This window comes from Brevundimonas diminuta, from assembly GCF_050310045.1.
Lineage (GTDB): Bacteria > Pseudomonadota > Alphaproteobacteria > Caulobacterales > Caulobacteraceae > Brevundimonas > Brevundimonas diminuta_F.
Window position 1 is genome coordinate 1,674,460 of record NZ_CP190005.1, and the last position, 24,481, is coordinate 1,698,940.

General features: G+C 67.6%; 20 protein-coding genes. 11 read left to right on the forward strand and 9 right to left on the reverse strand.

The window, feature by feature from the left end; translation table 11 throughout:
* Window positions 1-85 precede the first annotated feature (85 nt).
* Genes ACORJG_RS08050 through ACORJG_RS08060 form a run of 3 tightly spaced genes read left to right on the forward strand, consistent with a single transcriptional unit; the run spans window position 86 to window position 5,701 of the window.
* On the forward strand, window positions 86-868 hold the full coding sequence (locus tag ACORJG_RS08050; protein WP_427788397.1) for an ImuA family protein: 783 nt from the start codon (window positions 86-88) through the stop codon (window positions 866-868).
* Window positions 765-2,315 (forward strand): Y-family DNA polymerase, encoded by a 1,551-nt coding sequence (locus tag ACORJG_RS08055; RefSeq protein WP_427788399.1) that lies wholly within the window; start codon window positions 765-767, stop codon window positions 2,313-2,315. The genes ACORJG_RS08050 and ACORJG_RS08055 overlap by 104 nt, the downstream gene beginning before the upstream one ends.
* Entirely contained in the window at window positions 2,312-5,701 is a 3,390-nt protein-coding gene (locus tag ACORJG_RS08060) for an error-prone DNA polymerase (RefSeq protein ID WP_427788401.1), read from the forward strand. Before ACORJG_RS08055 ends, ACORJG_RS08060 begins: the two co-directional genes overlap by 4 nt.
* Window positions 5,702-5,763: 62 nt before the next feature.
* Here ACORJG_RS08060 and ACORJG_RS08065 read toward each other — a convergent pair whose 3' ends face one another.
* Window positions 5,764-6,675: a LysR family transcriptional regulator gene (locus ACORJG_RS08065; RefSeq protein ID WP_427788403.1), complete on the reverse strand. Its 912-nt coding sequence runs from the start codon at window positions 6,673-6,675 to the stop codon at window positions 5,764-5,766.
* 128 nt (window positions 6,676-6,803) lie between these two features.
* Here ACORJG_RS08065 and ACORJG_RS08070 point away from each other — a divergent pair, with 128 nt between their 5' ends.
* The 4 genes from ACORJG_RS08070 (at window position 6,804) to ACORJG_RS08085 (ending at window position 9,998) form a co-directional block, all read left to right on the forward strand.
* Complete coding sequence (locus tag ACORJG_RS08070) at window positions 6,804-7,733, forward strand: alpha/beta hydrolase (RefSeq protein ID WP_427788404.1); 930 nt, start codon at window positions 6,804-6,806, stop codon at window positions 7,731-7,733.
* Between the two features lie 59 nt (window positions 7,734-7,792).
* Window positions 7,793-8,443 carry an SDR family oxidoreductase gene (locus ACORJG_RS08075; protein WP_427788406.1) on the forward strand — a complete coding sequence of 217 codons (651 nt, stop codon included), beginning with the start codon at window positions 7,793-7,795 and terminating at the stop codon, window positions 8,441-8,443.
* 42 nt (window positions 8,444-8,485) lie between these two features.
* On the forward strand, window positions 8,486-9,406 hold the full coding sequence (locus tag ACORJG_RS08080; protein WP_427788408.1) for an alpha/beta hydrolase: 921 nt from the start codon (window positions 8,486-8,488) through the stop codon (window positions 9,404-9,406).
* Window positions 9,407-9,500: 94 nt separating this feature from the next.
* Window positions 9,501-9,998, forward strand: coding sequence for a GNAT family N-acetyltransferase (locus ACORJG_RS08085; protein WP_427788410.1), 498 nt, complete (start codon window positions 9,501-9,503; stop codon window positions 9,996-9,998).
* A 625-nt stretch (window positions 9,999-10,623) separates the two neighbouring features.
* Here the strand turns inward: ACORJG_RS08085 and ACORJG_RS08090 are convergent.
* Genes ACORJG_RS08090 through ACORJG_RS08120 form a run of 7 tightly spaced genes read right to left on the reverse strand, consistent with a single transcriptional unit; the run spans window position 10,624 to window position 19,275 of the window.
* A complete protein-coding gene (locus ACORJG_RS08090) occupies window positions 10,624-11,313 on the reverse strand; it encodes a winged helix-turn-helix domain-containing protein (protein WP_427788412.1) in 690 nt (229 codons plus the stop codon).
* Between the two features lie 10 nt (window positions 11,314-11,323).
* The gene (locus ACORJG_RS08095) at window positions 11,324-14,008 is read right to left on the reverse strand and encodes a DUF4118 domain-containing protein (protein WP_427788414.1); all 2,685 of its coding nucleotides are present in this window, start codon (window positions 14,006-14,008) and stop codon (window positions 11,324-11,326) included.
* Window positions 14,008-14,592, reverse strand: a complete 585-nt coding sequence (gene kdpC, locus ACORJG_RS08100) for a potassium-transporting ATPase subunit KdpC (protein WP_427788416.1) — start codon at window positions 14,590-14,592, stop codon at window positions 14,008-14,010. Before kdpC ends, ACORJG_RS08095 begins: the two co-directional genes overlap by 1 nt.
* Window positions 14,592-15,350 carry a TorF family putative porin gene (locus ACORJG_RS08105; RefSeq protein ID WP_427788418.1) on the reverse strand — a complete coding sequence of 253 codons (759 nt, stop codon included), beginning with the start codon at window positions 15,348-15,350 and terminating at the stop codon, window positions 14,592-14,594. Before ACORJG_RS08105 ends, kdpC begins: the two co-directional genes overlap by 1 nt.
* 30 nt (window positions 15,351-15,380) lie before the next feature.
* Window positions 15,381-17,447: a potassium-transporting ATPase subunit KdpB gene (gene kdpB, locus ACORJG_RS08110; RefSeq protein ID WP_427788420.1), complete on the reverse strand. Its 2,067-nt coding sequence runs from the start codon at window positions 17,445-17,447 to the stop codon at window positions 15,381-15,383.
* 12 nt (window positions 17,448-17,459) lie between these two features.
* Window positions 17,460-19,172 carry a potassium-transporting ATPase subunit KdpA gene (gene kdpA, locus ACORJG_RS08115; RefSeq protein ID WP_427788421.1) on the reverse strand — a complete coding sequence of 571 codons (1,713 nt, stop codon included), beginning with the start codon at window positions 19,170-19,172 and terminating at the stop codon, window positions 17,460-17,462.
* 16 nt (window positions 19,173-19,188) lie between these two features.
* On the reverse strand, window positions 19,189-19,275 hold the full coding sequence (locus tag ACORJG_RS08120; RefSeq protein WP_327020087.1) for a potassium-transporting ATPase subunit F: 87 nt from the start codon (window positions 19,273-19,275) through the stop codon (window positions 19,189-19,191).
* A gap of 1,633 nt (window positions 19,276-20,908) precedes the next feature.
* Between ACORJG_RS08120 and ACORJG_RS08125 the strand changes: the two genes are divergently transcribed.
* Both ACORJG_RS08125 and ACORJG_RS08130 read left to right on the forward strand, forming a co-directional pair.
* Complete coding sequence (locus ACORJG_RS08125) at window positions 20,909-21,391, forward strand: hypothetical protein (RefSeq protein WP_427788423.1); 483 nt, start codon at window positions 20,909-20,911, stop codon at window positions 21,389-21,391.
* A gap of 132 nt (window positions 21,392-21,523) precedes the next feature.
* On the forward strand, window positions 21,524-21,736 hold the full coding sequence (locus ACORJG_RS08130; RefSeq protein ID WP_427788425.1) for a hypothetical protein: 213 nt from the start codon (window positions 21,524-21,526) through the stop codon (window positions 21,734-21,736).
* A 464-nt stretch (window positions 21,737-22,200) separates the two neighbouring features.
* On the opposite strand, the gene ACORJG_RS08135 is transcribed toward ACORJG_RS08130, so the two are convergent.
* The gene (locus ACORJG_RS08135; RefSeq protein ID WP_427788427.1) at window positions 22,201-22,458 is read right to left on the reverse strand and encodes a LuxR C-terminal-related transcriptional regulator; all 258 of its coding nucleotides are present in this window, start codon (window positions 22,456-22,458) and stop codon (window positions 22,201-22,203) included.
* 480 nt (window positions 22,459-22,938) lie between these two features.
* Between ACORJG_RS08135 and ACORJG_RS08140 the strand changes: the two genes are divergently transcribed.
* Entirely contained in the window at window positions 22,939-23,430 is a 492-nt protein-coding gene (locus ACORJG_RS08140) for an RNA polymerase sigma factor (protein ID WP_427788429.1), read from the forward strand.
* 7 nt (window positions 23,431-23,437) lie between these two features.
* Window positions 23,438-24,433, forward strand: coding sequence for a FecR family protein (locus ACORJG_RS08145; RefSeq protein WP_427788431.1), 996 nt, complete (start codon window positions 23,438-23,440; stop codon window positions 24,431-24,433).
* Window positions 24,434-24,481 lie beyond the last annotated feature (48 nt).

Below are 24,481 nucleotides of genomic sequence, written 5' to 3' on the forward strand. Positions count from 1 at the left end.
ATCATGCGTCCGGACATGACGACAGCGGGCCTTGCCGACAGCCCCGCTTGACTCCCCCCGGGGCGCCGGGCGCATATAAGAACATATGCAGAACATTCATTCTCAGCCTGACGCTCTGGCGGCGCTGAAGACTCGCCTGGAGGCCCTGGATCGGGCCGGCGGTCGTCGCGTCGGCGCGGGCGTGCGCGCAGGAAGCGACGACGCCTTTGCGCCGCTGGCCGCCGGCGTCCTGCATGACCTCTATGCCGCCGCGCCCGCCGACGCGGTGGCGGTCAACGCTTTCGGGCTGGGCATGGCGCTGCGGGCGGCGGCCGGGCGTCCCATCGTCTGGGGTCTGCATGAGATGATGACCCAGGAGGCGGGCCGGCCGCACGGGCCGGGCCTGCATGAGATGGGCTTGTCGCCGCGCGACCTGTTGCTGGTGCGGATGCGCGACGTGCAGACCCTGTTGGCCGTGGGCGAAGAAGCCCTGCGCAGTCCCGCCGTGGGCGCCGTGCTGTTGAGCGCCTGGGGCGAGGCCAGGGCCTTCAGCCTGACGGCCAGCCGACGACTGGCCCTGGCGGCCGAGACGGGCGGCGCGACCCTGTTCCTGGCGCGGGCGGGCGCCCTGCCCTGCCCCAGCGCGGCCGAGACCCGCTGGTCGGTGGCGTCCTGCGCTTCGGAACCCCTGGAAGGCGGGGCGCCGGGGCGGCCGTCTTTTTCGGCGACCCTGCTGCGGCGGCGCGGCGGCGGGGCGACCGGAACCTGGATCATGGAGTGGGATCGTGAACAGCGAACCTTCCGCCCGCCCGCGCCGCTATCTGGCGGTCTGGTTCCCCTGGCTGCCCAGCGACCGGCTGCGGCGTCAGGCACAAGACGCGCCGCCTGAAGCGCCGCCCGTCGTCCTGGTCGAGAAGGTCAAGGGCGGGCTCCGGCTGGCCGCCGTCGATCCGGCGGCGGCGCGAGCGGGACTGACGCCCGGCCTGACCCTGGCCGATGCGCGGGCGCGTACCCCGGCCCTGCGCTCGGTCGCTCATCGCCCCGACGCCGACGCCGCCCTGTTGGCGCGGGTGCTGGAAGATTTCGGCCGCTTCACGCCGATGATCGCCGAGGATGCGCCGCATGGTCTGATGCTGGACGTGACCGGCTGCGCTCACCTGTTCGGCGGTGAGGCGGAGTTGATGCAGACGGTGCAGACACGGGCGAGCCGTATCGGCCTGCAGGTCCGCGGCGCCTTGGCTGGAACACCTCAGGTCGCGCGGGCGCTGGCGCGCTTCGGTCCCGGCGGAATTTTCGTTGGAGGCGAGGACCGGGCCGCTGCACGCCACCTGCCCGTCGCCGCACTGGAACTGGTGGACAAGGAGGAGCAGGCCCTGCGCCGCGCCGGGTTGAAGCGGCTGGGCGATCTGGACGACCGGCCTCGCGCGCCCCTGGCTGCCCGTTTCGGCGCCGACTTCCCGAGCCGACTGGCGCGGGTTCTGGGCGACGAGGACATGCGCATCACCCCGCATCGTCCGCCCGCGCCCGTGGTGGTCGACCGCGTCTTCTTCGAGCCCATCTCCGCGCCCGAGAACGTGGAGCGGGTCATGTCCGATCTGCTGGTCGAGACCATGGACCGGCTGGATCAGACGGGCCTGGGCGGCCGCGCCTTCGAGGCCGGCTTCTATCGCGTGGACGGCGAGACGCGCCGGATCGTCGTCCGCACCGGCCGTCCGACCCGCGACGCCCCCGCGACCCTGCGGCTGTTCCGCGAGCGGATGGCGGCCCTGGCCGCCCCGCTGGACCCCGGATTCGGCTTCGACCAGATGCGGATGTCCGTGCTCTGGACCCAGGCTTTGGCGCCGACCCAGCAGGGGCTGGAACGCGAGACGCCCGGCGAAGAAGCCTTCAGCCGCCTGATCGACCGGTTGACCGCGCGCCTGGGGCCGGAGGCGGTGCTGCGCTTCGAGCCCTTCGCCTCGCACATTCCCGAACGTGCGGCGCGACTGGTCCCGGCCGCCGTCCGTCATGGCGACGAGACCTGGCCCGACCTCGATCCCGACGACCCGCCCTTGCGGCCGCTGCAGATGTTCGACCCGCCCCAGCCGGTCGAAACCCTGGCCGAGGTGCCCGACGGCTATCCCCTGAAGTTCCGCTGGCGCCGCGTCCTGCACGAGGTGACCCGCGCCGAAGGGCCCGAGCGGATCAGCGGCGAATGGTGGCGCGCCCCGAACCAGCGCACCCGCGACTATTACCGGGTCGAGGACCGGGACGGCCGTCGCTTCTGGCTGTTCCGCCAGGGCCTCTATGGCGAGACGCCCGAACCGCGCTGGTTCATCCACGGTCTGTTCGCATGAAGAGGCTCGACCCTTGCGGCGACTACGCCGAGCTGGCGACGGCCAGTAACTTCTCCTTCCTGCGCGGCGCCTCGCATCCCAAGGATCTGGTGTTGACGGCGATCCAGCACGGCCACGCCGGACTGGGGCTGGCCGATCGCAACACCGTCGCGGGCGTGGTGCGAGCTTGGAGCGCGCTGAAAGAGATTCGCGTTGAGGGTCTGGCCCCGCCGGACAGGATGCGCGACGGCGGCAGTCCCGGCGAGATCGCCTTCATCGAGGACCCGCTGAACGATCCAGCCCTGTCCGAAGAGGTGAAGCGCCGCGCGGCGGACTTCCGCCTGCTGACCGGGGCGCGGCTGGTCTTCAACGACGGGACGCCGGACGTCATCGCCTATCCGGAGACGAGGGCGGGTTGGGGCCGACTGACGCGCCTGCTGACCCTGGGCAACCGCCGGGCCATGAAGGGCGAGTGCGAGATCGGCCTGCGCGATCTGCTGGCCGATCCCGAAGGCCTGCTGCTGATCCTCGTCCCACCGGACCGGCTGACAGGGCTGGAAGAGATGCTGGCCCGCATGAACGCGGCGGCTCCGGGCGCGGTCTGGCTGGGCGCCGTCCTGCACAGGCGCGGCGACGACCGGCGCCGGCTGGCCCGGCTCAAAGCCATGGCGGAGCGGGTGGAGGTTCCCCTGCTGGCGCTCAACGACGTCCTCTACGCCGCTCCCGATGACCGCGACCTGCAGGACGTCCTGACCTGCATCCGCGAAGGCGCAACCATCGAGACCGCCGGCCATCGACTGGAGGCCAACGCCGAACGCTGGCTGAAGCCCGCCCCCGAGATGACGCGCCTGTTCCGCGACGCGCCCGAGGCTGTGGCCGAGACGACTGCTTTTCTGTCACGGGCCACGTTCGATCTGAGCGACCTCAAGTATGAATATCCTGAGGAGCCCGTTCCGCCCGACGAAACGCTCCAGGGCTGGCTGGAGAAGCTGGTGCGGAGCCGCACCCTGGTCCGCTATCCAGATGGCGCGCCGCCCAAGGTCGCGGCCCTGCTTGAGAAAGAGCTGGCCTTCATCGCCGAGCGCAGCCTGGCCCCCTACTTCCTGACCATCCACGACATCGTCCGCACGGCCGAGAACAAGGGCATCCTGTGCCAGGGGCGCGGATCGGCCGCCAACTCGGCCGTCTGCTACGTCCTGGGGATCACCAGCGTCGATCCGGCCTGCCACGACCTGTTGTTCGAGCGCTTCCTGTCCTCCAGCCGCGACGAGCCGCCCGACATCGACGTGGACTTCGAACACGAGCGGCGCGAGGAGATCATCCAGTACGTCTATGACCGCTATGGCCGGCATCGCGCCGGCATCGCCGCCACCGTCATCCGTTATCGTCCCCGCAGCGCCATCCGCGAGGTCGGCAAGGTCCTGGGCCTGACCGAGGACGTCACCGCGCGCCTGGCCTCGACCCAGTGGGGCAGTTGGGGATCGGAGATCAGCGGCCGCCAGATCGAACAGGCCGGTCTGGACGCCGCCAATCCCATGGTCGATCGCGCCGTGCGCATGGCGACGCGCCTGCTCGGCTTTCCGCGCCACCTGTCCCAGCATGTCGGCGGCTTCGTCCTGACCCAGGGACGGCTGGACGAGACCGTCCCCATCGGCAACGCCGCCATGCCGGACCGCACCTTCATCGAATGGGACAAGGACGACATCGACGCCCTGGGCCTGATGAAGGTCGACGTCCTGGCCCTGGGGATGCTGACCTGCATCCGTAAGGCCTTCGACCTTATGAAGGCTCACTCGGGCGTCGAGCACGACCTCGCCTCCGTCCCGCCGGAGGAACCCGAGGTCTACGACATGCTGTGTCGGGGCCAGTCCATCGGCGTCTTCCAGGTCGAGAGCCGCGCCCAGATCAACATGCTGCCGCGCCTGAAGCCGCGCGAGTTCTACGATCTGGTGATTCAGGTCGCCATCGTGCGTCCCGGCCCGATCCAGGGGGACATGGTCCATCCCTACCTGCGCCGTCGCAACGGCGTGGAAGAGGTTCACTATCCTCCGCCTGGTCGCCTCTATGGTCCGCCTGACGAACTGAAGCAGGTGCTGCACAAGACCCTGGGCGTGCCCCTGTTCCAGGAACAGGCCATGAAGGTCGCCATGGTCGCCGCCCGGTTCTCGGACGCCGAGGCCAACGGCCTGCGCAAGGCCATGGGCACGTTCCGGGGCGACGGGACCCTGCACACCTACGAAGACCGCATGGTCGGGCGGATGATCGCACGCGGCTACGACCCCGGTTTCGCGCAGCGCTGCTTCGAGCAGATCAAGGGTTTCGGCTCCTACGGCTTTCCTGAAAGCCACGCCGCCAGTTTCGCGCGGCTGGTCTATGTCTCTTCCTGGATCAAGCACCGCCACCCGGCGGCCTTCGCCTGCGCCCTGCTGAACAGCCAGCCCATGGGCTTCTACGCCCCCGCCCAGATCGTGCGCGAGGCGCAGGAGGTCGGCGGGGTCGAGGTGCGCCCCATCGACGTCTCCCACAGCGACTGGGACAACAGTCTGGAAGGGCCGGCGAGCGCGCCCATCCTGCGTCTGGGCCTGCGCCAGATCGACGGCTTCAAGGAGGACTGGGCCAAGACCCTGTCGGCGGCGCGGGCCGAGGCGCCCTTCGCCGATGTCGAAACCCTGGCCCGGCGCGCTGAACTGCCCGCCGCCGCCATGCGCAAGCTGGCCGACGCCGACGCCTTCCGTTCCCTGGGCCAGGACCGTCGCCAGGCCCTGTGGGCGGTGCGCCGCTTGCCCGACGACGATCCCCTGCCCCTGTTCGCCGCCGCCGAGGCGCGCGAGCGCGGCGCCCGTGAACTGGGCGCGGAGCCCGACGCCCGCCTGCCCCTGATGCCGCTGGGCGAGCACGTCGCCGCCGACTACCAGACCGCCCGCCTGTCGCTGAAGGCCCACCCCATGGCCATCCTGCGCCCCGCCTTCGCCGCCGACCGCGTCCTGACCTGCGCCGAAACCGAATCCAAACGCGGCGGCTCCCTGGTGCAGGTCGCGGGCGTGGTTCTGGTGCGTCAGCGGCCGGGCAAGGGCAACGCCGTCTTCGTCACCCTGGAAGACGAGACCGGCATCACCAACGTCGTCCTCTGGGCGCGGATGCTCGACCAGTACCGACGAGAGATCATGGGCGCCCGCCTGATGCAGGTCGAAGGCATGGTCGAGAAAAGCCCCGAAGGCGTCGTCCACGTCGTCGCCCGCCGCGTCATCGACCGCAGCGCCGAACTGTCCCGCCTGTCAGAGGACCACGAAACCGACATCCAACTGGCCCGCGCCGACATCATCGCCCACCCGCAACCGCCGCGCCACCCGCCGCACCGGCACCCGCGCGACGTGCGCATCCTGCCGGGATCGCGGGATTTCCACTAAGCGCCGACAGCGATCGTAAGCGCCATGCCTCGGACACGACAGTCAGGCCGCCAATCCTCCCCCTATTCGAGCGCGCGCCGCTTCTCGACCAGGAAGTCCACCAGGGCCCGCAGCTTGGGCGCCATCTGCTCGCGCGACGGCAGATAGAGGTCGAAGCCATCGAAGGGCGGGCACCAGTCGTCCAGCACGCGGATCAGGGCGCCGGCGGCGACATGCTCACGGACCACGCATTCCATGTGCTGGACCAGGCCCAGGCCCTGAAGTCCGGCGCTCAGCATGGTCTCGTCCGCATTGGTGACGAAGGGACCGTGCGGCTCGATGGTGAAGTCCTGCCCCGTGTCGGGGTCGCTAAATTCCCACTTCATGATCGGCCCCTGGACGCCGGGTCGGAAGGCGACGCGATCATGCGCCTCCAGGTCGGCGGGCGTTCGCGGCGCCGGCCGACCGGCCAGATAGGCGGGCGAGCCGACCACCACCAGGCGCATGGGCGGACTGATCGGCACGGCGATCATGCTGTCCGCCACCGCCTCGCGCAGGCGGACGCCCGCGTCGCAGCCCTCGCGGATGATGTCGCCCAGGCCGTCGTCGATCACCAGCTCCAGCCGGACCTTGGAATAGCGCCGGTGGAACTCCCCCAGATGCGGCTCGATGAACTGCCGTGCCGCCAGACGCGAGGTGGAGATGCGGATTTCCCCCGCCGGCTGCTCCCGGTCGTCGTCGAGGCCGATCACCGCCTGGGAGATGACGGCCAGGGCCGGCTCGATCCGCGACAACAGCAACCGCCCCTCCTCCGTCACCGACACCGATCGGGTCGAGCGGTTCAACAGGCGCACCTCCAGACGCTCCTCCAGCGTCCGCAGGGTCTGGGACAGGGCCGAGGGCGAGACGTTCAGCCGCCGGGCGGCGGCTGTGAATCCGCCCTCGCGGGCGACCTCGGCGAAGGCGGCGAGCGCCGGAAGCAGGGTGCGGTCCATCCGCCCATTATGAAGGCAAACTTCAAGCTGATTGAAGAGGAGCCCGATTTTTCCGCCCAGGGGTCGGGAATAGGTTCGCTTCATCGAAACGCCCGCCGCTTTGACGGGCCGAGCGCAGGAGCCTCCCCATGCAGAGCGTCACCATCCAGAACCCCGACATGGCCTGGTCCATCGCGGCCGACATCCGCTTCCCGCCGGGCTTCGACGAGAGCAAGATCTATCCGACCATCGTCAGCGTCCACCCCTTCGGCAGCTGCAAGGAACAGACCTCGGGCAATGTCTACGGCCAGGGCCTGGCCGAGCAGGGCTTCGTCGTCATCGCCTATGACGCCAGCTTCCAGGGCGCGTCGGGCGGCTCTCCGCGCTGGATCGAGGACCCGACCCAGCGGGTCGAGGACATCAGCCGGGTCATCGACTACGCTGTCGCCCTGCCCTACGTCGACGCCGACCGGATCGGCGTGCTGGGGGTCTGCGGCGGCGGCGGTTACGCCGTCAACGCCACCCTGACCGAAAAGCGCATCAAGGCCGTGGTCAGCATCACCGGCGTCAACATCGGCCGCCTGTTCCGCGAGGGCTTCAGCAACTACGACCCGCTCGGCGCCCTGAACGCCATGGCCGCGCAACGCACGGCCGAGGCGCGCGGCGGCGAGCTTCAGGTCAATGAACTGCTGCCCGCCGGCCCGGACGCCGCCAAGGCGGCCGGCCTGACCGAGCGCGACGTGTTCGAGGCCACCGACTACTACAAGACCCCGCGCGGCCAAGAGGAAAGCGGCGCCACCCGCATGCTCTTCTCGCACGCCCAGAAGACCCTGGCCTGGGACGCCTTCGCCTTCGCCGAAACCCTGCTGACCCAGCCGGTCATGGCGGTCGTGGGTGAAAAGGTCGGGGCCTTCGGCGCCTATCGCGACGGGCAGGAGATCTACGGCCGCGCCGTCGCCTCCAAGGACCGCCGCCTGGTCTCGCTGGCGGACTGGTCGCACTACGACCTCTACGACAAGCCCGAGCCCGTCGCCCTGGCGATGGCCGAGCTGGTTCCCTTCTTCCAGACCCACCTGTGACCGCGACGCCGGGGCGCGTCCGCGTCCCGGCCCTCCCATCCAGAACGGACACACGAACCATGACCATTCAGACCAAGAAGGCGCTCATCCTGGGCGCGGGCGGCCAGATCGCACGCTGGGCCGTCGACATGCTGGGCGACCGCGACGACGTGGCCCAGACCCTCTACATGCGCACCCCGGCCAAGCTAGGCCGCACCCCGCCCGCCAACGCCCGCCTCGTCCAGGGCGACGTGATGGACGCCGAGACCCTGAAGGCCGCCATGGCGGGCCAGGACGTCGTCTACGCCAACCTGTCCGGCGACATGGACGCCCAGGCCGAGGCCGTTGTCGCGGCGATGAAGGCGACAGGCGTTAAAAAGCTGATCTTCGTCGCCTCCCTCGGCGTCTATGACGAGGTTCCGGCCCAGTTCGGCGAATGGAACCGGCGCGAGATCGGCGCCTATCTGCCGCCCTACCGACGGGCCGCCGACATCGTCGAGGCGTCCGGCCTGGACTACGCCGTCCTGCGCCCCGCCTGGCTGACCGACGCCGACGAAGTCGCCTTTGAGACCACGACCCGCGACGAACCGTTCAAGGGCACCATCGTCTCGCGCAAGAGCGTCGCCGCCCTGGCCGTCGACCTGATCCTGAACCCCGAACGCATCACGGCCCTGAACCTGGGCGTCAACAAGCCGAACACCGACGGCGACGCCCCCGACCTGCAGGGCTGACCGCCCCTTCCAGCCTGTTTCAGACCCAGAGGACGAGTGAAAATGAGCAAGATCAGCTTCCCCAACAGCAACAACCCGACCATCCTCATGTCGGCCGTCATCAACTTCCCGGACGGCTTCGACGAGGCCAAGACCTGGCCCGCCGTCGTCGTCTCCCACCCCGGCGGCGGGGTGAAGGAGCAGACGGCGGGAACCTACGCCCGCGAACTGGCCAAGGCGGGTTTCGTCGCCATCGCCTATGACGCCTCCTACCAAGGCGAGAGCGGCGGCGAACCGCGCCAGCTTGAGAACCCCTACATCCGCACCGAGGACGTCAGCGCCGTGGTCGACTACCTGACCACCCTGCCCTACGTCGACAACGACCGGATCGCGGCCATGGGCATCTGCGCCGGCGCCGGCTACACCGCCAACGCCGCCCTGCAGGACCCGCGCATCAAGGCCATCGGCACGGTCAGCGCCGTCAACATCGGCTCCATGTTCCGCAACGGCTGGGAGAACACGGTCAAGGACGCCGACGCCTCGCCCTACATCCTCGCCGGATCGAACGCCCGCACCGCCGACGCCGCCAGCGCCGACAAGGCCCGCATGCCCCTGGCCCCGGAAAAGGAGAGCGACGCCCCTAACGAGGAACTGCGTCAGGCCTGGGAATACTACCACACGCCTCGCGCCCAGTATCCGACCGCGCCCGGCTTCGCCACGGCACGCAGCCTGAACCAGATCATCACCTATGACGCCTATCACAAGGCCGAAGCCTTCCTGACCCAGCCGATCCTGGCCGTCGCCGGCTCGGTCGCGGGCAGCAAGTGGATGAGCGACGACCTGATCGCCCGCGCCGCCAGCACGGACAAGAGCCTGCACGTCGTCGAAGGCGCCAACCACATGGACCTCTACGACGGCGAGAAATACGTCGCCGAGGCTGTCTCCGTCCTGGCACCCTTCTTCATGGCCAAACTGAGCGCCTGATCCCCCTAACGACCCGCGCCCGCTCCTGGCCGCAACGCCGGGGGCGGGTGATCGCCGTCTTGCCGTCGCCTCGTCTTCGGTCGAAACAAACCTGATGATCATTCGTCCCGAGCAGCCCGAAGACCTCCCCGCCATCCACGCCGTCACCCGATCCGCCTTCATCGGCGTGGAGCACAGCAGCCAGACCGAGGCCGCCATCGTCGATGCGCTCAGAAACGCCGGCGCGCTGACCCTGTCCCTGGTCGCCGAACAGGACGGCCGGATCGTCGGGCACGCGGCCTTCTCCCCTGTCCGGATCGACGGCCGCGCATCGCATTGGTTCGGATTGGGGCCCGTCTCCGTCCTGCCGCAACGCCAGGGACACGGCGTCGGCTCAGCCCTGATCAACGAGGGCCTGGCGCAGCTGAAGCGGCTGGATGCCGAGGGCTGCGTCGTTCTGGGCGATCCCGGCTATTACGCCCGCTTCGGCTTCACCAGCGATCACGATCTCCGATACGACGGCGCGCCGCCGATCTATTTCCAATCCCTTGCCTTGTCTGGCGCCCCAGCGAAGGGGGAAGTCGCCTACCACCAGGGCTTCGAGGCGCGTTGACCGGCAGCCCCCCGACCCAAGGCAGTTCGGCGACGTATCCGAAGTCGGGCGGCGGTGGCCGTTAGGAGTCGCAGAAGCGCCAAAGCCGCATTTGAGTGGCCTCCCGAGCCTCGCCCTACTGCATCTCGCGATTTGTAGGGGAAACGACAAGCTTCGAACTGCTCACAAAAACTCCACTGGAAACATTGCCTTTCAGGCAACCAGTGGAAAGACGCCCCGGCAGGCCGCAGCCCCTAAATGCTCTCGCGAAATACTGGCGAAATTGTCGCCTCCTTTCAGCAGCACGGGCGTCGAAGCGCCAGATTGACACCTAAGTAGAAAGCAGACCCTCGCAAAAATAAAGCTGGCCTAGCGTGTTGATGACTCGAAGGGATCGGCTCGTCCTAGAAGCGGCGGCCCGAGCCGGTGGCCTGAACGATGATGTTTTCCTGACGGTTAGCACTCTATGCCGAGACCGGAGACACGGCGTCTGAAAACAGGGCGACGGCCGCCATCAGCATAGCCTGACGACGACCAGACGATACGAACGAACAAGCTCCAAAGAAAGGATGCGGGACGGTTGGCTCCGAACCGACGCGGCCTCATGCACGCTGTAGCGGCTACAGGGTCAAGCCGCTCGCCATGATCAACCCGCCAGCCGGTAGCCCACGCCAGGCTCAGTCAGTATCAGACGCGGCTGGGCCGGGTCGGCTTCCAGCTTCTGACGCAACTGGCCGACGACCACGCGCAGGTACTGGGTGTCGTCGGCGTGGGCTTTGCCCCAGACGGCGGTCAGCAGGTCGCGGTGGCCCACGACCTTACCCGAATTGCGCGCCAGATGGGCCAGGACGTCGTATTCCTTGGGTGTGAGGCGCACCGCCTCGCCCGCGCGCGTGACCAGGCGGCGTTCCAGATCGATGACCACCTCCCCCGCCGTCAGCGGCCCCGTCGCCTCGGCGCGCGGCGCGGTCTGGCGCAGGTTGGCGCGCACGCGGGCCAGGAGTTCGCCGACGCCGAAGGGCTTTTCGACATAGTCGTTGGCCCCCAGGTCCAGGGCCGCGATCTTCTCAGCCTCCTTGTCCCGCGCCGACAGGATGATGATCGGCCCGGCGTAGAATTCGCGGGCGCGCGCCAGCACGTCCTTGCCGTCCATGTCGGGCAGGCCGAGGTCCAGCACCACGGCGTCGGGGCTCCACAGGGCGATGCCGCGCAGACCCTCCTGCCCGCTGTCGGCCCGGCGCGGCTCATAGCCGGCGGCGTCCAGCGCCGGCGACAGAAAGCGATGGATCTGGGGCTCGTCGTCGATGACGAGAATCTGGGGACGAACGGCGGCCATGTGGCAAACCTTAGAGCAGGCTCGGGCGGGTGACGACGGCCTTCGGCAGGCTGATCAGGATACGGGTTCCTTTCTTGGCGCCGTCGGGTCCGTCCATGATCGGGCTGGCGGCGGCGATGCGGCCGTTCATGGCCTCGACGAAGCCCTTGGCGATGGCCAGACCCAGGCCGGCGCCCTTCGTGCGGTCCGACGGCTCCTCCATGCGACGGAATTTATCGAAAACCCGCTCCAATTCGGCGGTCGGGATGCCCTTGCCCTCGTCCTCGATGGAGATGACCACCGCGCCCCGGTCCTCATAGGCGGCCAGCTCGACCGTCGAGCCGTCGGGGCTGTAGACGATGGCGTTTTCCAGGATGTTGACCAGGGCCTGTTCCAGCAGCCCCTGATCGACCATGACCAGGCTGAGCTGAGCCGGGAAGTCGCGCGTCATCTTGCGCGCGCCTAGACGCCGCGCCACCCGTTTGCCCGCCGCGTTCAGCACGTCGCGCACGTCGACCCAGTCGGCGCGGATGTTCAGCCCGCCGCCCTCCAGCCGGGTCATGTCCAGCAGGTCGCCGACGTAGCGGCTGAGCCGCTCGGCCTCTTCGCGGATCGACAGCAGCAGGTCGGCGCGGACCTCGGGCTTCAGCTTGTCGCCAAGATCAATCAGCGTGGTGGAGGCGCCCAGCACGGTGGACAGGGGTGTCCTGAGATCATGGCTGACCGAGTTCATCAGCGCGCCCCGGAAACGGTCGGTGCGGCGCAGGGTCTCGGTCTCGACCGCCTGACCGGCCAGATCGGCGCGCTCGACCGCGACCGCCCCCTGATCCAGCAGGGCCAGAGCCAGTTTCTCCTCGTCCGAGCCGGGCGACAGGGCCGCCGCCTCGATCCCGGCGACGCCCGCGCGGTCCCGCACGCCTTGCAGCGGGCGGAAGGTCCAGCGCGCCTGCGGCAGGGTGCCGGTGCCCTGCCCCGCCGGTTCGCCCTTCTCCCAGGCCCAGCGCGCGGCGGCCATGGCCTCGGCGTCCAGCGCGGTCTTGGTCGGCGCGCCGGCGACCAGGGTCAGTTCGTCGTTGACGGGCAAAAGCACCACGGCCCCCGCCCCCGCCGCCGCCGCCGTCTGCTCGGCCAGGATGCGCGCGGCGGTGGTCCGGTCGCCCACGCCAGTCAGCCTCTGGCTGGCGGCCAGCAACGCCGAGACCGCCGAGGCGCGGCGCTGCGCTGTCTTCGCCTGCTCTCGCACCCGTCCGGCCAGGAAGCCTGTTGTCAAGGCCACGGCCCAGAAGACGATGAGGGTCAGGAAATCGGTCGGCGAACCAATGGCGAAACTATATTTTGGCTGAAGAAACAAGAAGTTGTAGGTCAGGAAGGCGACCGTCGCCGCCGCCAGGGCCGGTTTCAGGCCGTAGAGCACCCCCGCCGCCAGCACCGCCGACAGATAGATGACGCCCAGATCCACACGCTCGAAGGTTCGGTCCAGCAGCAGGGCCAGGCCTGTCGCCGCCACAACGCAGGCGGCGCCGACCGCATAGCCGCGCCAGCCGCCGGTCAGACGCAGACGCGGCTCCCGCAGCGTCTTCTCCTCCAGATCGACCCCGTCGGTGATGACGTGGATGGCGACGCCCCGGGCCTGGCGCAGCAGTTCCGCCGCCAGCGACCGCCCCAGCCATTCCGACAGGCGGCTGTCGCGCCCCTTGGCTAGGACGATCTGGGTGACGTTGTTCTGATGGGCGTGATCCATGACGGCGCGCACCACGTCGTCGCCGCTGAGGACCACCGTGCGGCCGCCAAGCTGTTCTGCCAGCTTCAGCGCGTCCGACAGCTTGCCCGCCGAGCCCACGCCGTGCCGCGCGCCCGAGGGTCGGTCGACGTGGGTCACGGTCCAGGGCGCGTCCATCATCATGTCGGACAGCCTTCGACCGGCGCGGACCAGGGGCGCGGCCATGGCGTCGCCGGCGATCAGCACCAGAATCCGCTCGCCCGCCGCCCACGGCCCCGGCACCCCCTGCTCGCGCAGTCGGGCCACTAGCTGATCGTCCACCGTCTGGGCCGCCCGGCGCAGGGCCAGTTCGCGCAGGGCTGTCAGGTTCTCGACCTTGAAGAAGTTGTCCGAGGCCAGCCGCGCCGTCTCGGGCACATAGACCTTGCCATCGGCCAGCCGCTTGCGCAGTTCCTCCGGCGTGATGTCCACCAGTTCGATGTCGTCGGCGCGCGACAGGGCGCTGTCGGGCACGCTCTCGCGCTGGCGCACGCCAGTGATGCGCAGCACCACGTCCGACAGGCTCTCCAGATGCTGAACGTTCAGCGTGGTCCAGACGTCGATCCCGGCCTCAAGGATTTCCTCCACGTCCTGCCAGCGCTTGGGATGGCGCGAACCGGGCGCGTTGGAGTGAGCGTATTCATCGACCAGCAGCAGGGCCGGGCGACGCGCGATGGCCCCGTCGATGTCGAACTCCAGCAGGGTCCGCTCGCGATAGGCGATGGGGTTGCGGGCCATGACCTCCAGCCCGCGCAACAGGCTCATGGTCTCCTTGCGGCCGTGGGGCTCGACCACGCCGACGACCACGTCGTCGCCCTCGGCTTTGCGGCGGCGCGCGGCGCGCAGCATCTCATAGGTCTTGCCGACGCCAGGCGACATGCCCAGAAAAACCTTCAGCCGCCCACGCTTTCGCGGGGCGGCCGGGGCCTTGCTCGTCGGGAGGATGGGCGTCGCCATCAGCCCTCCGCAGGACGCGGGAAGCGGGCGTCCAGCGCCATATTGGTCAGCAGCACATTGACGCGCGGCTGGCCCAGCACGCCGAATGTTTGGCCTTCGACATGCTGTTCGATCACCTCGCGCACCTGCGCCTCCCCTACCCCGCGCGCGCTGGCGATGCGGGCGATTTGCAGCTCAGCGTAAGCCGGAGAGATATGCGGGTCGAGGCCCGAGGCAGAGGCGGTCACGGCGTCGGCGGGGATAACAGCCGCGCCCGTTTCGGCGCGCAAGGCATCGGCGCCTGTCTTGACCCGTGCGATCAGATCCGGGTTCAGCGGGCCGAGATTGGCGCCGGAAGACGACGAGGCGTCATAGCCGTCGCCCGCCGCCGAAGGGCGCGGATGCAGATAGACCGGCGCGGCGAAGGTCTGGCCGACCAGGGCCGAGCCGACCACCTCGCCGGCCTTGTCCCGGACCAGGCTGCCGTCGGCCTGCTTGGGGAAGACTGTCTGGGCCACGCCCGTCACCGCGAACGGATAGGCGACGCCCAGAACGCCGGTGAACAGGGCGATCATCACGACCGCCGGACGGATGTGGTTCAGCATCAGAAGGTCGCCTTCAGGCTGGCTGCGACGCGACCGTCATAGGCGGCGCCAAAGTCGTGTTCGTCGGTGTCGAAATAGCGGAGGTCCAGCGCCAGGTGGTCGGTCAGCTGATAGGCCGCGCCCAGGTTCCAGGTGGTGTAGTCAAAGTCCGACGAGACCCACTGGCGCCCCACCGCCGCCGAGAGCGTCCACTTGGCGGCCGGGCTGATCGCGCCGTTGATCTCGGCATAGGTCGCCTGGTCCTCGGACGCGCCGAAGAAGTCCGGCGAGTAATAGATCGCCGCCCCCAGGGTGGCCGGGCCGACCGCGCGCGAGGTCGCGGCCTTCACCTCCACATAGTCGTAGTCGGCCCCGTCCGGCTGACCGGCGTAGACATAGCTGACCACGCCGAAGTCCCAGTTGAAGCCGCCGAACTCGGGCCGGACGCCGGCGTAGAGGTCGATCTCGGCGTCGGTGTCGGCGTCTCCGGCGAAGGAGACGTTCCCGGCCCAGGCCCCGGCGTAGAAGACGCCTTGCGTCACATCTACCCCGGCCGAGATCGCCGGATCGCCTTCATTCTGGCTAACGCCCCGGAAGACGTAGTCAGATCCAATGGCGGCGTTGAAGGCGACCTCGGGACGGGCGCCCTTCGCAAAATCCTGGGCCTTGGCGTCCGTGGGCGCCGTGCACAGGCCCAGGGTGATGACGGCGACCAGGCAGGCCCCGCCCACAAGGGCGTTGTTCAGGTCCGAGCCGTCGAGTTTCTTGCGTTTACGCATGGTGGTTTCCTTGATCGCTCAGGGCGGGCTTCAGGCCAGGCCGAGTGCGGAGATGACGATGTCGATGAGCTTGATGCCGACGAAGGGCGCGATCAGACCGCCCAGGCCGTAGATCAGCAGGTTGCGGCCCAGCAGCTTGCCCGCCCCCACGGCGCGGTACTTCACCCCGCGCAGCGCCAGCGGGATCAGGGCGACGATGACCAAGGCGTTGAAGATCACCGCCGACAGGATGGCGCTTTCCGGGCTGGACAGCTTCATCACGTTCAGCGCCGCCAACGACGGCAGGCCGACCACGAACATGGCCGGGATGATGGCGAAATACTTGGCCATGTCGTTGGCGATGGAGAAGGTGGTCAGGGCGCCGCGCGTGATCAGCAGTTGCTTGCCGACCTCGACGATCTCGATGACCTTGGTCGGGTCGCTGTCGAGATCGACCATGTTCCCGGCCTCACGGGCGGCCTGGGCCCCGGTCTGCATGGCCACGCCGACGTCGGCCTGCGCCAGAGCCGGAGCGTCATTGGCCCCGTCGCCGCACATGGCGACCATGCGTCCCTTGGCCTGTTCCGCCTTGATCAGGCGCATCTTGTCCTCGGGCGTCGCCTCGGCCAGGAAGTCGTCGACCCCGGCCTCGGACGCGATAGCCGCCGCCGTCACCGGGTTGTCGCCGGTGATCATGACGGTGCGCAGACCCATGCGGCGCAGGTCGGCGAAGCGCGCCTTCACGCCCGGCTTGACCACGTCCTTCAGGTGGATGACCCCGACCAGGGCGTCGTTCTCGGTCACGGCCAGAGGCGTGCCGCCCGAGCGGGCGATGCGGTCCACGGCGGCGCGGAACTCGGCGGGCGCGGCGTTCTCGGCCATGCCCAGGGATTTCAGCACGGCGTCGACCGCGCCCTTGCGCCACGACTGGCCGTCCGCTTCAAGACCCGACTGGCGGGTCACGGCGCTGAACGGAATGGTCTTCGCCCCGACAGGCAGATCACCCGTCACCCCGGCGTTGCGGCCCAGCTCGACGATCGAGCGGCCTTCCGGCGTCTCATCGGCCAGCGAAGCCATGACCGCCGCCCGCATCGCTGCGTCGGGACGCACGCCCGGCGCGGTGATGACCTCGACAGCCATGCGGTTGCCGAAGGTGATGGTGCCGGTCTTGTCGAGCAGCAGGGTGTCGACATCGCCTGCCGCCTCCACCGCACGGCCCGAGGTCGCCAGCACGTTCACCTTCAGCAACCTGTCCATGCCGGCGATGCCGACCGCGGACAGCAGTCCCCCGATCGTCGTCGGGATCAGGGTGATGAAAAGGGCGCCCAGGACCATGGGGTCCAGCTTGATCCCGGAATAGGCGCCGAGGCCCAGCAGGCTGGCCACCGCGATCAGGAAGACCAGGGTCAGCCCGGCCAGCAGCACCGACAGCGCCAGCTCGTTCGGCGTCTTGCGACGGTCCGCGCCCTCGACCATGGCGATCATGCGGTCGAGGAAGGTCGCGCCGGGGGCCGAGGTGATGCGCACCTTGATCCAGTCCGACACCACCGTGGTGCCGCCGGTGACGGCCGAGCGGTCGCCGCCGCTTTCGCGGATCACAGGGGCGCTTTCGCCGGTGATGGCGGCCTCGTTGACCGAGGCGACGCCTTCGATGATCTCGCCGTCCGACGGGATGACGTCGCCGGCCTCGACCAGGACGATGGAGCCGATCTCAAGCTCCCCGGCCGGGGTCGGGACCACCGTGCCGGTCTTCGGATCGACGATCAGCTTGGCCTTGGTGGTGACGCGGGTAGCCCTCAAGGAGTCCGCCGCCGCCTTGCCGCGCCCTTCGGCGATGCTTTCGGCGACGTTGGCGAACAGGACCGTGGCCCACAGCCACAGCGCCAGCTGGATGGCGAAGCCCGCCGCCTGGCCGCTTACCGCCGCCACGACCGCCGAAGCGGTCGCCAGCAGGGCGACGATCCAGGTGGCGAAGATCACCGGGTTGTTGAGCAGTTTCGTCGGGTTCAGCTTGGCGACAGCGTCGCCGAGCGCCCGCCCGAGCATGGCCCCGGACAGCCCGCCCGCGATGGACGGCGACGACCGGGAGCTCGACGGATCGAGCGTGACTTGGGTCATAGGATTATCCGATCAGAACCGGGCCACGACCTGGAGCATGTCGAAATGCTCCCCGATCGGACCCAGCGAGAGGGCGGGGAAGAACTGCAGGCCGCCGAGGATCAGGATCACCCCGATCAACAGGCCGATGAACAGCGGGCCATGGGTCGGCAGGGTCCCGGTCGAGGGGGCCAGTTTGGGCTTGGCGACCAGGGCGCCGGCGACAGCCAGCACTGCGACAGCCGGCACGAACCGGCCCAGCAGCATGGCCAGACCCAGGGTGGTGTTCCACCAGGGGGCGTTGGCGGTCAGACCCGCAAAGGCCGAACCGTTGTTGCCGGTCGCCGAGGTATAGGCATAGAGGACCTCAGACAGGCCGTGCGGCCCCTTGTTCAACAGACCGGCCAGGGCTTCGGGCAGGACCGCAGCCACGGCCGAGAAGCCCAGCACCGACAGCGGCACGACCAGAACCGACAGCATGGCGAACTGGATTTCGCGCGCCTCGATCTTCTTGCCCAGGTATTCCGGCGTGCGACCGACCATCAGGCCCGCCACGAACACCGACAGCATGGCCATCAGCACCATGACGGCGATGCCCGAGCCGATCCCGCCGGGCAGGATCTCGCCCAGCTGCATCAGGAACATGGTCACCGCCCCGCCCAGCGGCATGTAGCTGGCGTGCATGGAGTTGACCGAGCCGTTCGAGGCGCCGGTCGTCTGGGCCGCCCAGGCCACGGAGGCCGGGACGCCGAAGCGGACCTCCTTGCCCTCCATGTTCCCGGCGGACGTATCCACGCTGGCCGCGACCAGGGCGGGCGCCGGCTGGCTCTCGACGACATAGAGGGCCGATCCCGCAGCGCCCAGCAACAGGACCGCCGCCACCACCAGGGCGCGCACGTCCTTCTTCGCCATGACGCTGCGGCCGAAGGCGAAGAAGGCCGCCCAGCCCATCACGTTCACGCTGATCGCCGTGATCAGATTGGTCAGCGGCGTCGGATTTTCCAATGGGTGCGCCGAGTTGACGCCGAACACGCCGCCGCCGTTGATGCCCAGTTGCTTGATAGCCAGTTGACTGGCGGTAGGGAACAGGCTGATCGTCTGTGATCCGCCCTCCAGCGTGGTCGCATCGGTCGAGGCCGCCAGCGACTGCACCACGCCCAACCCGGCCAGAACTACCGCCACGATGAAGGCGATGGGCAGCAGGACATAGAGGCTGGTGCGCGTTAGGTCGGCCCAGAAATTGCCGACGCCTTCGCCGCGATCAGCCAGAAAAGCACGCGCCAGCGCCGCCGCAATGGTCGCGCCGGTCGCCGCCGAGACGAAGTTCTGCACCGTCAGCCCGACCATCTGGGTGAAGGTCGAGACGGTCGTTTCCCCGCCATAGCTCTGCCAGTTGGTGTTGGTGACGAAGCTGACGGCGGTGTTGAAGGCCAGATGCGGGCTGAAGCCGCCGAACCCCTGCGGGTTCATCGGCAGCAGGCCCTGCAAGCGCAGCATTCCATAAAGCAGCAGGAAGCCCGCCAGGTTGAACGCCAACAGCGCCCCGACATAGCCCAGCCAGCCCTGACTGCGTCCCGCATCAACCCCTGCGGCCCGATAGAACAGGCCCTCGACCGGCTTCAGCACCGGGTCCAGAGAGGTCCGCTCGCCATTCCAGACGCGCGACATATAGACCCCGATCGGCCAGCCAAGCATGACGGCGAGGCCGAGGGTCAGGGCGATCTCCGCCCATCCTTGAATATTCATGAGAAGGCGGCTCCGCTCAGAACCGCTCGGGGCGCAGCAGGGCCGCGACCATGTAGCCAGCAATGACGAGGGCGCCGGCGCCCCACAGGACGTTCAGCAACATCGTCACAACCTCTTCAACGAAACAGCGAGGGCGGCGAAGGCCAGAAAAGCCCCGCCGCCAATCGCCAGAAAGATCACATCGGCCATGCCGACACCTCCAGCTCGAGTGAGAGCCGGAAGAGACGCCCTAAGGACCTAAGCGGGCCATGCGGAAAGCGCGGCTAAGTATAAGGCCTGCATAAAGGCGAGCTTAGGCGCACCTTATGCCCAACCCCAAGAACCCTATCGCCCGCTTAGGGCTGGCCACGCTTTCATGGCTGCGAAAGGAGCTCGCCATGAGCCGATCCAGCCTTCTGAAGCAATCCATAAGCCCCATGCCCACAAGAGCCTCCACACCGAGCGTCTGGCGAATGACGATGGTGTTGGCAGGCTTGGCCTTCGGCGTTCGTTCCGATGACAAATGGAAGTGCTCGCAATGATGAATGGCTACATCGAGAATCGTTCGACTCGTCCCATCACCCCACGACAGTATCGTGTCGTTGCGTCATGCGATGGCTGGTGCGTGGCATTGGGCGAAGCACGCACAACCCCGTTCAAACTCCGAAAGCAGGCTGAGCGGATCGCAGCTACGCTGCAGCAACAGGCTGATGCGTTGCGGAGACTTGATAAATTTGCAGAAGCTCACGGTTGATGGCGGGTAGGTCTGAGCTCGCGCAACAGCAATCAACCTTCGGGCGTCGCTAAGCGAGCAATGCCCAGAACCTACCGGTCTGAACGCCCAAGAAGAGTGGAATGGGAACGCAGTGGATTTCGGTTGCATTGCTGTTCGAAAATCGGACCTTCCGTAGGTCAGCTATGCGACAGGCGATATTCCGATCCTCGCGGGGGGGGTCCGCTTTCGGGCCCTGCCAGGACCAGATCAACGCTTGGGCGATAATGACCGGGCCAGCTTTCGGGCCCGACCGCGAGTCACAGATCTATCTGTTCTGACATTCCCAGGGCGTCGTCTACCTCGATGCCGGGTTACCTGACGGTGCTCTCCAGCTTCCTGTGGCCGAGCAGGAGCTGACATGTCCGGAAGTTGCCGGGAAACGAGCGCAACCTGCGTCCACCTAAGGCTGCGGCTCCCTTACCCTGCGGTTCTGGTTCGATCATCCCTAACCATGCAGGCACCATTGGCCTGCGACTCGGAATAGCGCCTTGGATTGCGCATTGCGCCAGTTCACTTGAAGCCGACCTACAGCGCTTATGGTTGCTCTCTGGGCTCCAGACTCGGCGATAGGGTCAACTCGCGGATTGAGGCGTGAAAGTACGTGCCCGGTATCCCAGAATTCTATCACGCCACGAGGTTGTGGGGGCGAGATCCGATACTGCACACGCCTATTTTCGATCACCGCTCCATGCCAGGCGGCCCGCCGCTCTTGCAGACCGCGTTCTAGATAACTACGGCCGCTCTCTGGCTCGGCTTTGTCGCCGCTCACCCTCAAACCGGGCACACCCCAGTCAAAAGTCCACCGAGACGGCGTGTTCCACATCGAGTTTCCTTTGGCACCTTGATGACCAGCTGCATTCCGAAGCAAGTTTTCAGGGACGGCAGCTCTTGACCTTAAACCTCGCCATGGTGAGGCGGGGCTTTGGTAGGCGGGAACGCCCCCTCACCTCTCGCCTTCTCTCTTGGGGGATAGGAGGAGCGGATGGCACCACGGCTCAAGCTGTTCGAATGGTCGGACGGCTTCCACGTTTTCACGGTGGCGGCCAGCTCCCGTCCAAAAGCTCTAGCCGCTTGGGGCAGCAGCCAGGATCTCTTCGCCACAGCGCTGGCCAAGGAAGTCGACGACAGCCCTGACTCCGCCGCCGCAAGGGCCTCGCCGGGCACAGTGGTAGCACGCAAAATCAAAGTGAAGCTGCCAGCGGCCGCTCGCAACAAGGGAGGGGCGAAAAAGGCGAGACCGCCCAGCGCCGCCGACCGGAAGCGGGTGGACGAGGTCCAACGCGCGTTGGACGATCTGGACGCCACGCACGACGAGGCCGCGCGACGGCTGGACGACGAGCTGCAGGCCCTGAGGGCGCGGCGGGACGAGCAACACGCGAGCTATGAAGCGGAGCGCGAAAGGCTTCAATCTCGCTTGGAGAAGGTGCGGGCTAAGCTCTTGGCGCCATCATCCTCGGCCGGTTGACAGCCTCCGCAGAGTGAGCGCGCGGTGGCAGCAGGTTCCCGCGCGGCGCCCAAAATCTTTGTGTAGCGCTGCGGTAGGAACACTCGCGCTCCCTGACGATTGGTCTAGCTCAGCCAATAGGGAGAAGTTGCCATGACTGACGTCCAACCGAACGACCCTGAACGCAACGACGAGACCGGCCTAGAAGGTGACGACATCGAACAAGGTCGCGCCGCTCGCAAGGCCGCTGCGAACCAAGATTCGCAGGAAAACAACAACCCAGCGGATCGGACTTCGACGCCTGCCACCGGCGGCGTGGGCTCCGCTGGCGCGGGTGGTCCGAAAGGCTTTGGCACCGGCACCTAATGATCGGAAGGAGGGGCAGTCTTCTCGACCCCCCTTCTCGTTTTGTGGGAGAAAACCATGAGGGCCAATGAGCAAGACCCCCCGCGCTCCTAGTGACGCGTACAGTCTCTAAGAATAGGCCCCACAATAAACCGAGGATGCTAACACAGGAATAGAGAGCAGGATTCTAACGTCATAGCGCCTCAGCCACATCACGATGCCGACCAGCGCCGAGCGCGGCGGGAAGGCGCCGCCAAAACTCCACGGGGAGTTACTCCTCTCGACGTGTAGAGGAACCTGCAAGGTTTTGGACGAACGACAAAACGCTCAGCAAAGACAGCGCCTTGCTCGTCAGTCATAATGATGCGCCTTAAGGAGGATCTTGAACCGAGGCAGGCGTGACGCCGCGCCGGATAGCGCAGCGCTTCAAGACGTTTCCTGTCAAGATTCGCCGGCCGAGCGCCCCTGCCGGGGTGTGCTAGCCCCTAATCCTCATCTACGACTTCCACATCGATGAGATTTAGTCTGACAGCCAGGGCGACGGCTTCGATCCGGGTCCTGACTCGCAGCTTGGCGCATGTTTTCTCGAGGTAGCTGTCGATGGTGCGCGGTGAGAGATTCAGGATCGTTCCGATATCGGATGAGCTCTTGCCCCAGCAGACCCATTGAAGACACTCCCGCTCGCGAGGGCTGAGCGGGGGTTTCGCCGTAGGCGAGGCGATTCCATTTACATGCATGTCCATGAGAACCCCCGTGAGTTGCAGTCACCTACGGCTACAGTCGCACTCCCCATTTACACAACGTCGTTCTTTTGCGGCTCTCCCGCAGGTTTTTTGCGGGTTTCCTGCGGTTGAAGATGGCGCTTGGGCCGGAGTAGCTTTGAGCGTCGGGTGCCGTGAGATAGGCTTGCCTCTGGAGCCAGGGCGCGCCCTGCGCGGAAGGCGGCGCGGCAGGCTGAAGTAGCGGGCCTCATTTCGCCGAGGATTCCAACGCCCGACCCCTCCCCCTCTCTCCGCCTTGCATCGGGATTCCGTTTGATTCATGCTCAGCCGTCGGCGTTCGCGCCGTCAGGGGCTTGGAATCCCCTGTGCGAATTCAAAATCAACGACGCGCGCTGGGCGCGCCTGTCGCCAGCAGCGGCTCGACCATTCCTGCGTGTCAGCGATGTCGGGGCGTGGAATCGCGCCTGAGGATTCCAGGTCTGCCCTGCAGACCGGAGAGGCGTGTTGAGCAACACGAAGGAGTTGGACCAGGAGGCTGCGGAGGGGCTGGAGGGCCTCTACCGCCGCTATGCGTCCTGGCTCGACCGACGCCTTCGGGCTCATGTCGATGCCGACCAGGCAGCCGACGTCGTGCAGGCCACCTATCTGCGCGTCGCGCCCTACCGCAGCCGCGACATCCGCCACCCGAAGGCCTTCTTGTTGCGGATCGCCATGAATCTCGTGCGAGACGAAAGCCGACGACGACGGCGCCAGGACGCCGTTCCCCTCGATCCCGCGGACGACGCGCCCATTGCAGCGCCCCAGGTCGATGAGCTTCATCTCAAGCAGATCGTGCTCTCAATGCCGGCCCTTTACCGGGACGTCTTCGTGTTGAGCCGGTTTGGCGGTATGACTTACGCGGAAATCGCCGCAGCGCGCGGGCTCAACATCAAGACCGTCGAGTGGCGGATGTCGAAGGCGCTTGAGCACTGCGTGGCGCGACTTGACGATTAGGCAGGCCATGATGACGGTCGACGGCGACCTAGACATCCGGCGGCGCGAGGCCGCCGCCTGGTTCACGCGATTGAGCCAACGGCGGGTGTCCACGGACGACGTCCGGGCCTTCAGCGCATGGCGACGCGATCCGGCCAATGCGCAGGCTTATGCGCGGGTGGAATCCGTCTGGGCGGCGAGCAAGACCCTAGCGGACGACCCGGACATCTCTCGGATCACCGCCGAGGCGCTGAGCGACGCCCCGCCGACGGTCCGGGCGCGTTCAAAAATCTCCCGGCTCATGCCGCCGCTCGGCGCCGCGACGGCGGCCCTGGCCGTCCTGATGGTCGCGGTCTTCGCCGGCGCATGGTTCCTGACCCGGCCCCTGACCTACGCCACGGCCGTCGGGGAGCAGCGGACAGTCCAGCTAGCCGATGGGTCGCGCCTCACTCTCGACACTGACACCCGCGTCCAAATTCGTCTGGACGACGCGCTTCGCGCCGTAACCCTGGTGAAGGGTGAGGCCTATTTCCACGTCCAGGGCGATCCTGGCCGGCCGTTCGTGGTCACGGCTGGAGACACGGTGGTGACTGCGCTCGGCACCCGGTTCGACGTACGCAGGCTGGAGGACGGCCACGCCCGCGTCGTCCTGGTCGAGGGCCGCGTCCAGGTGAGTGACGTGCGGTCGCAACGGCCGGATATCGTGCTCGCCCCGGGTCAGGAGCTGCTCACCACGCCGGCCCTTCCCGCCGTGAGAACGGTCGACACTGTACGTGCGACGAGCTGGACCACGGGCCGTCTGGTGTTCGAGGGCATGCCGGTCCGGAGCGCCGTGGCGGAGGTCAACCGCTACAGCACCCGCAAGATCGAGCTGGACGCCCCTCACATCGCAGCCATCCCGGTCAGCGGCGCGTTCGACGCCGGCGATGTGGACGGCTTCGTCACCGCCCTTGTCGATCTTTATGGAGTCACATCCGACACGCGACGCGACGGGACCATCGTGCTCACCGCGCCCCGCGCCTGAAAAATATTCGTCCTCGGACTTAGGGTCGCCCGCCTAGCCCCGCGTCTC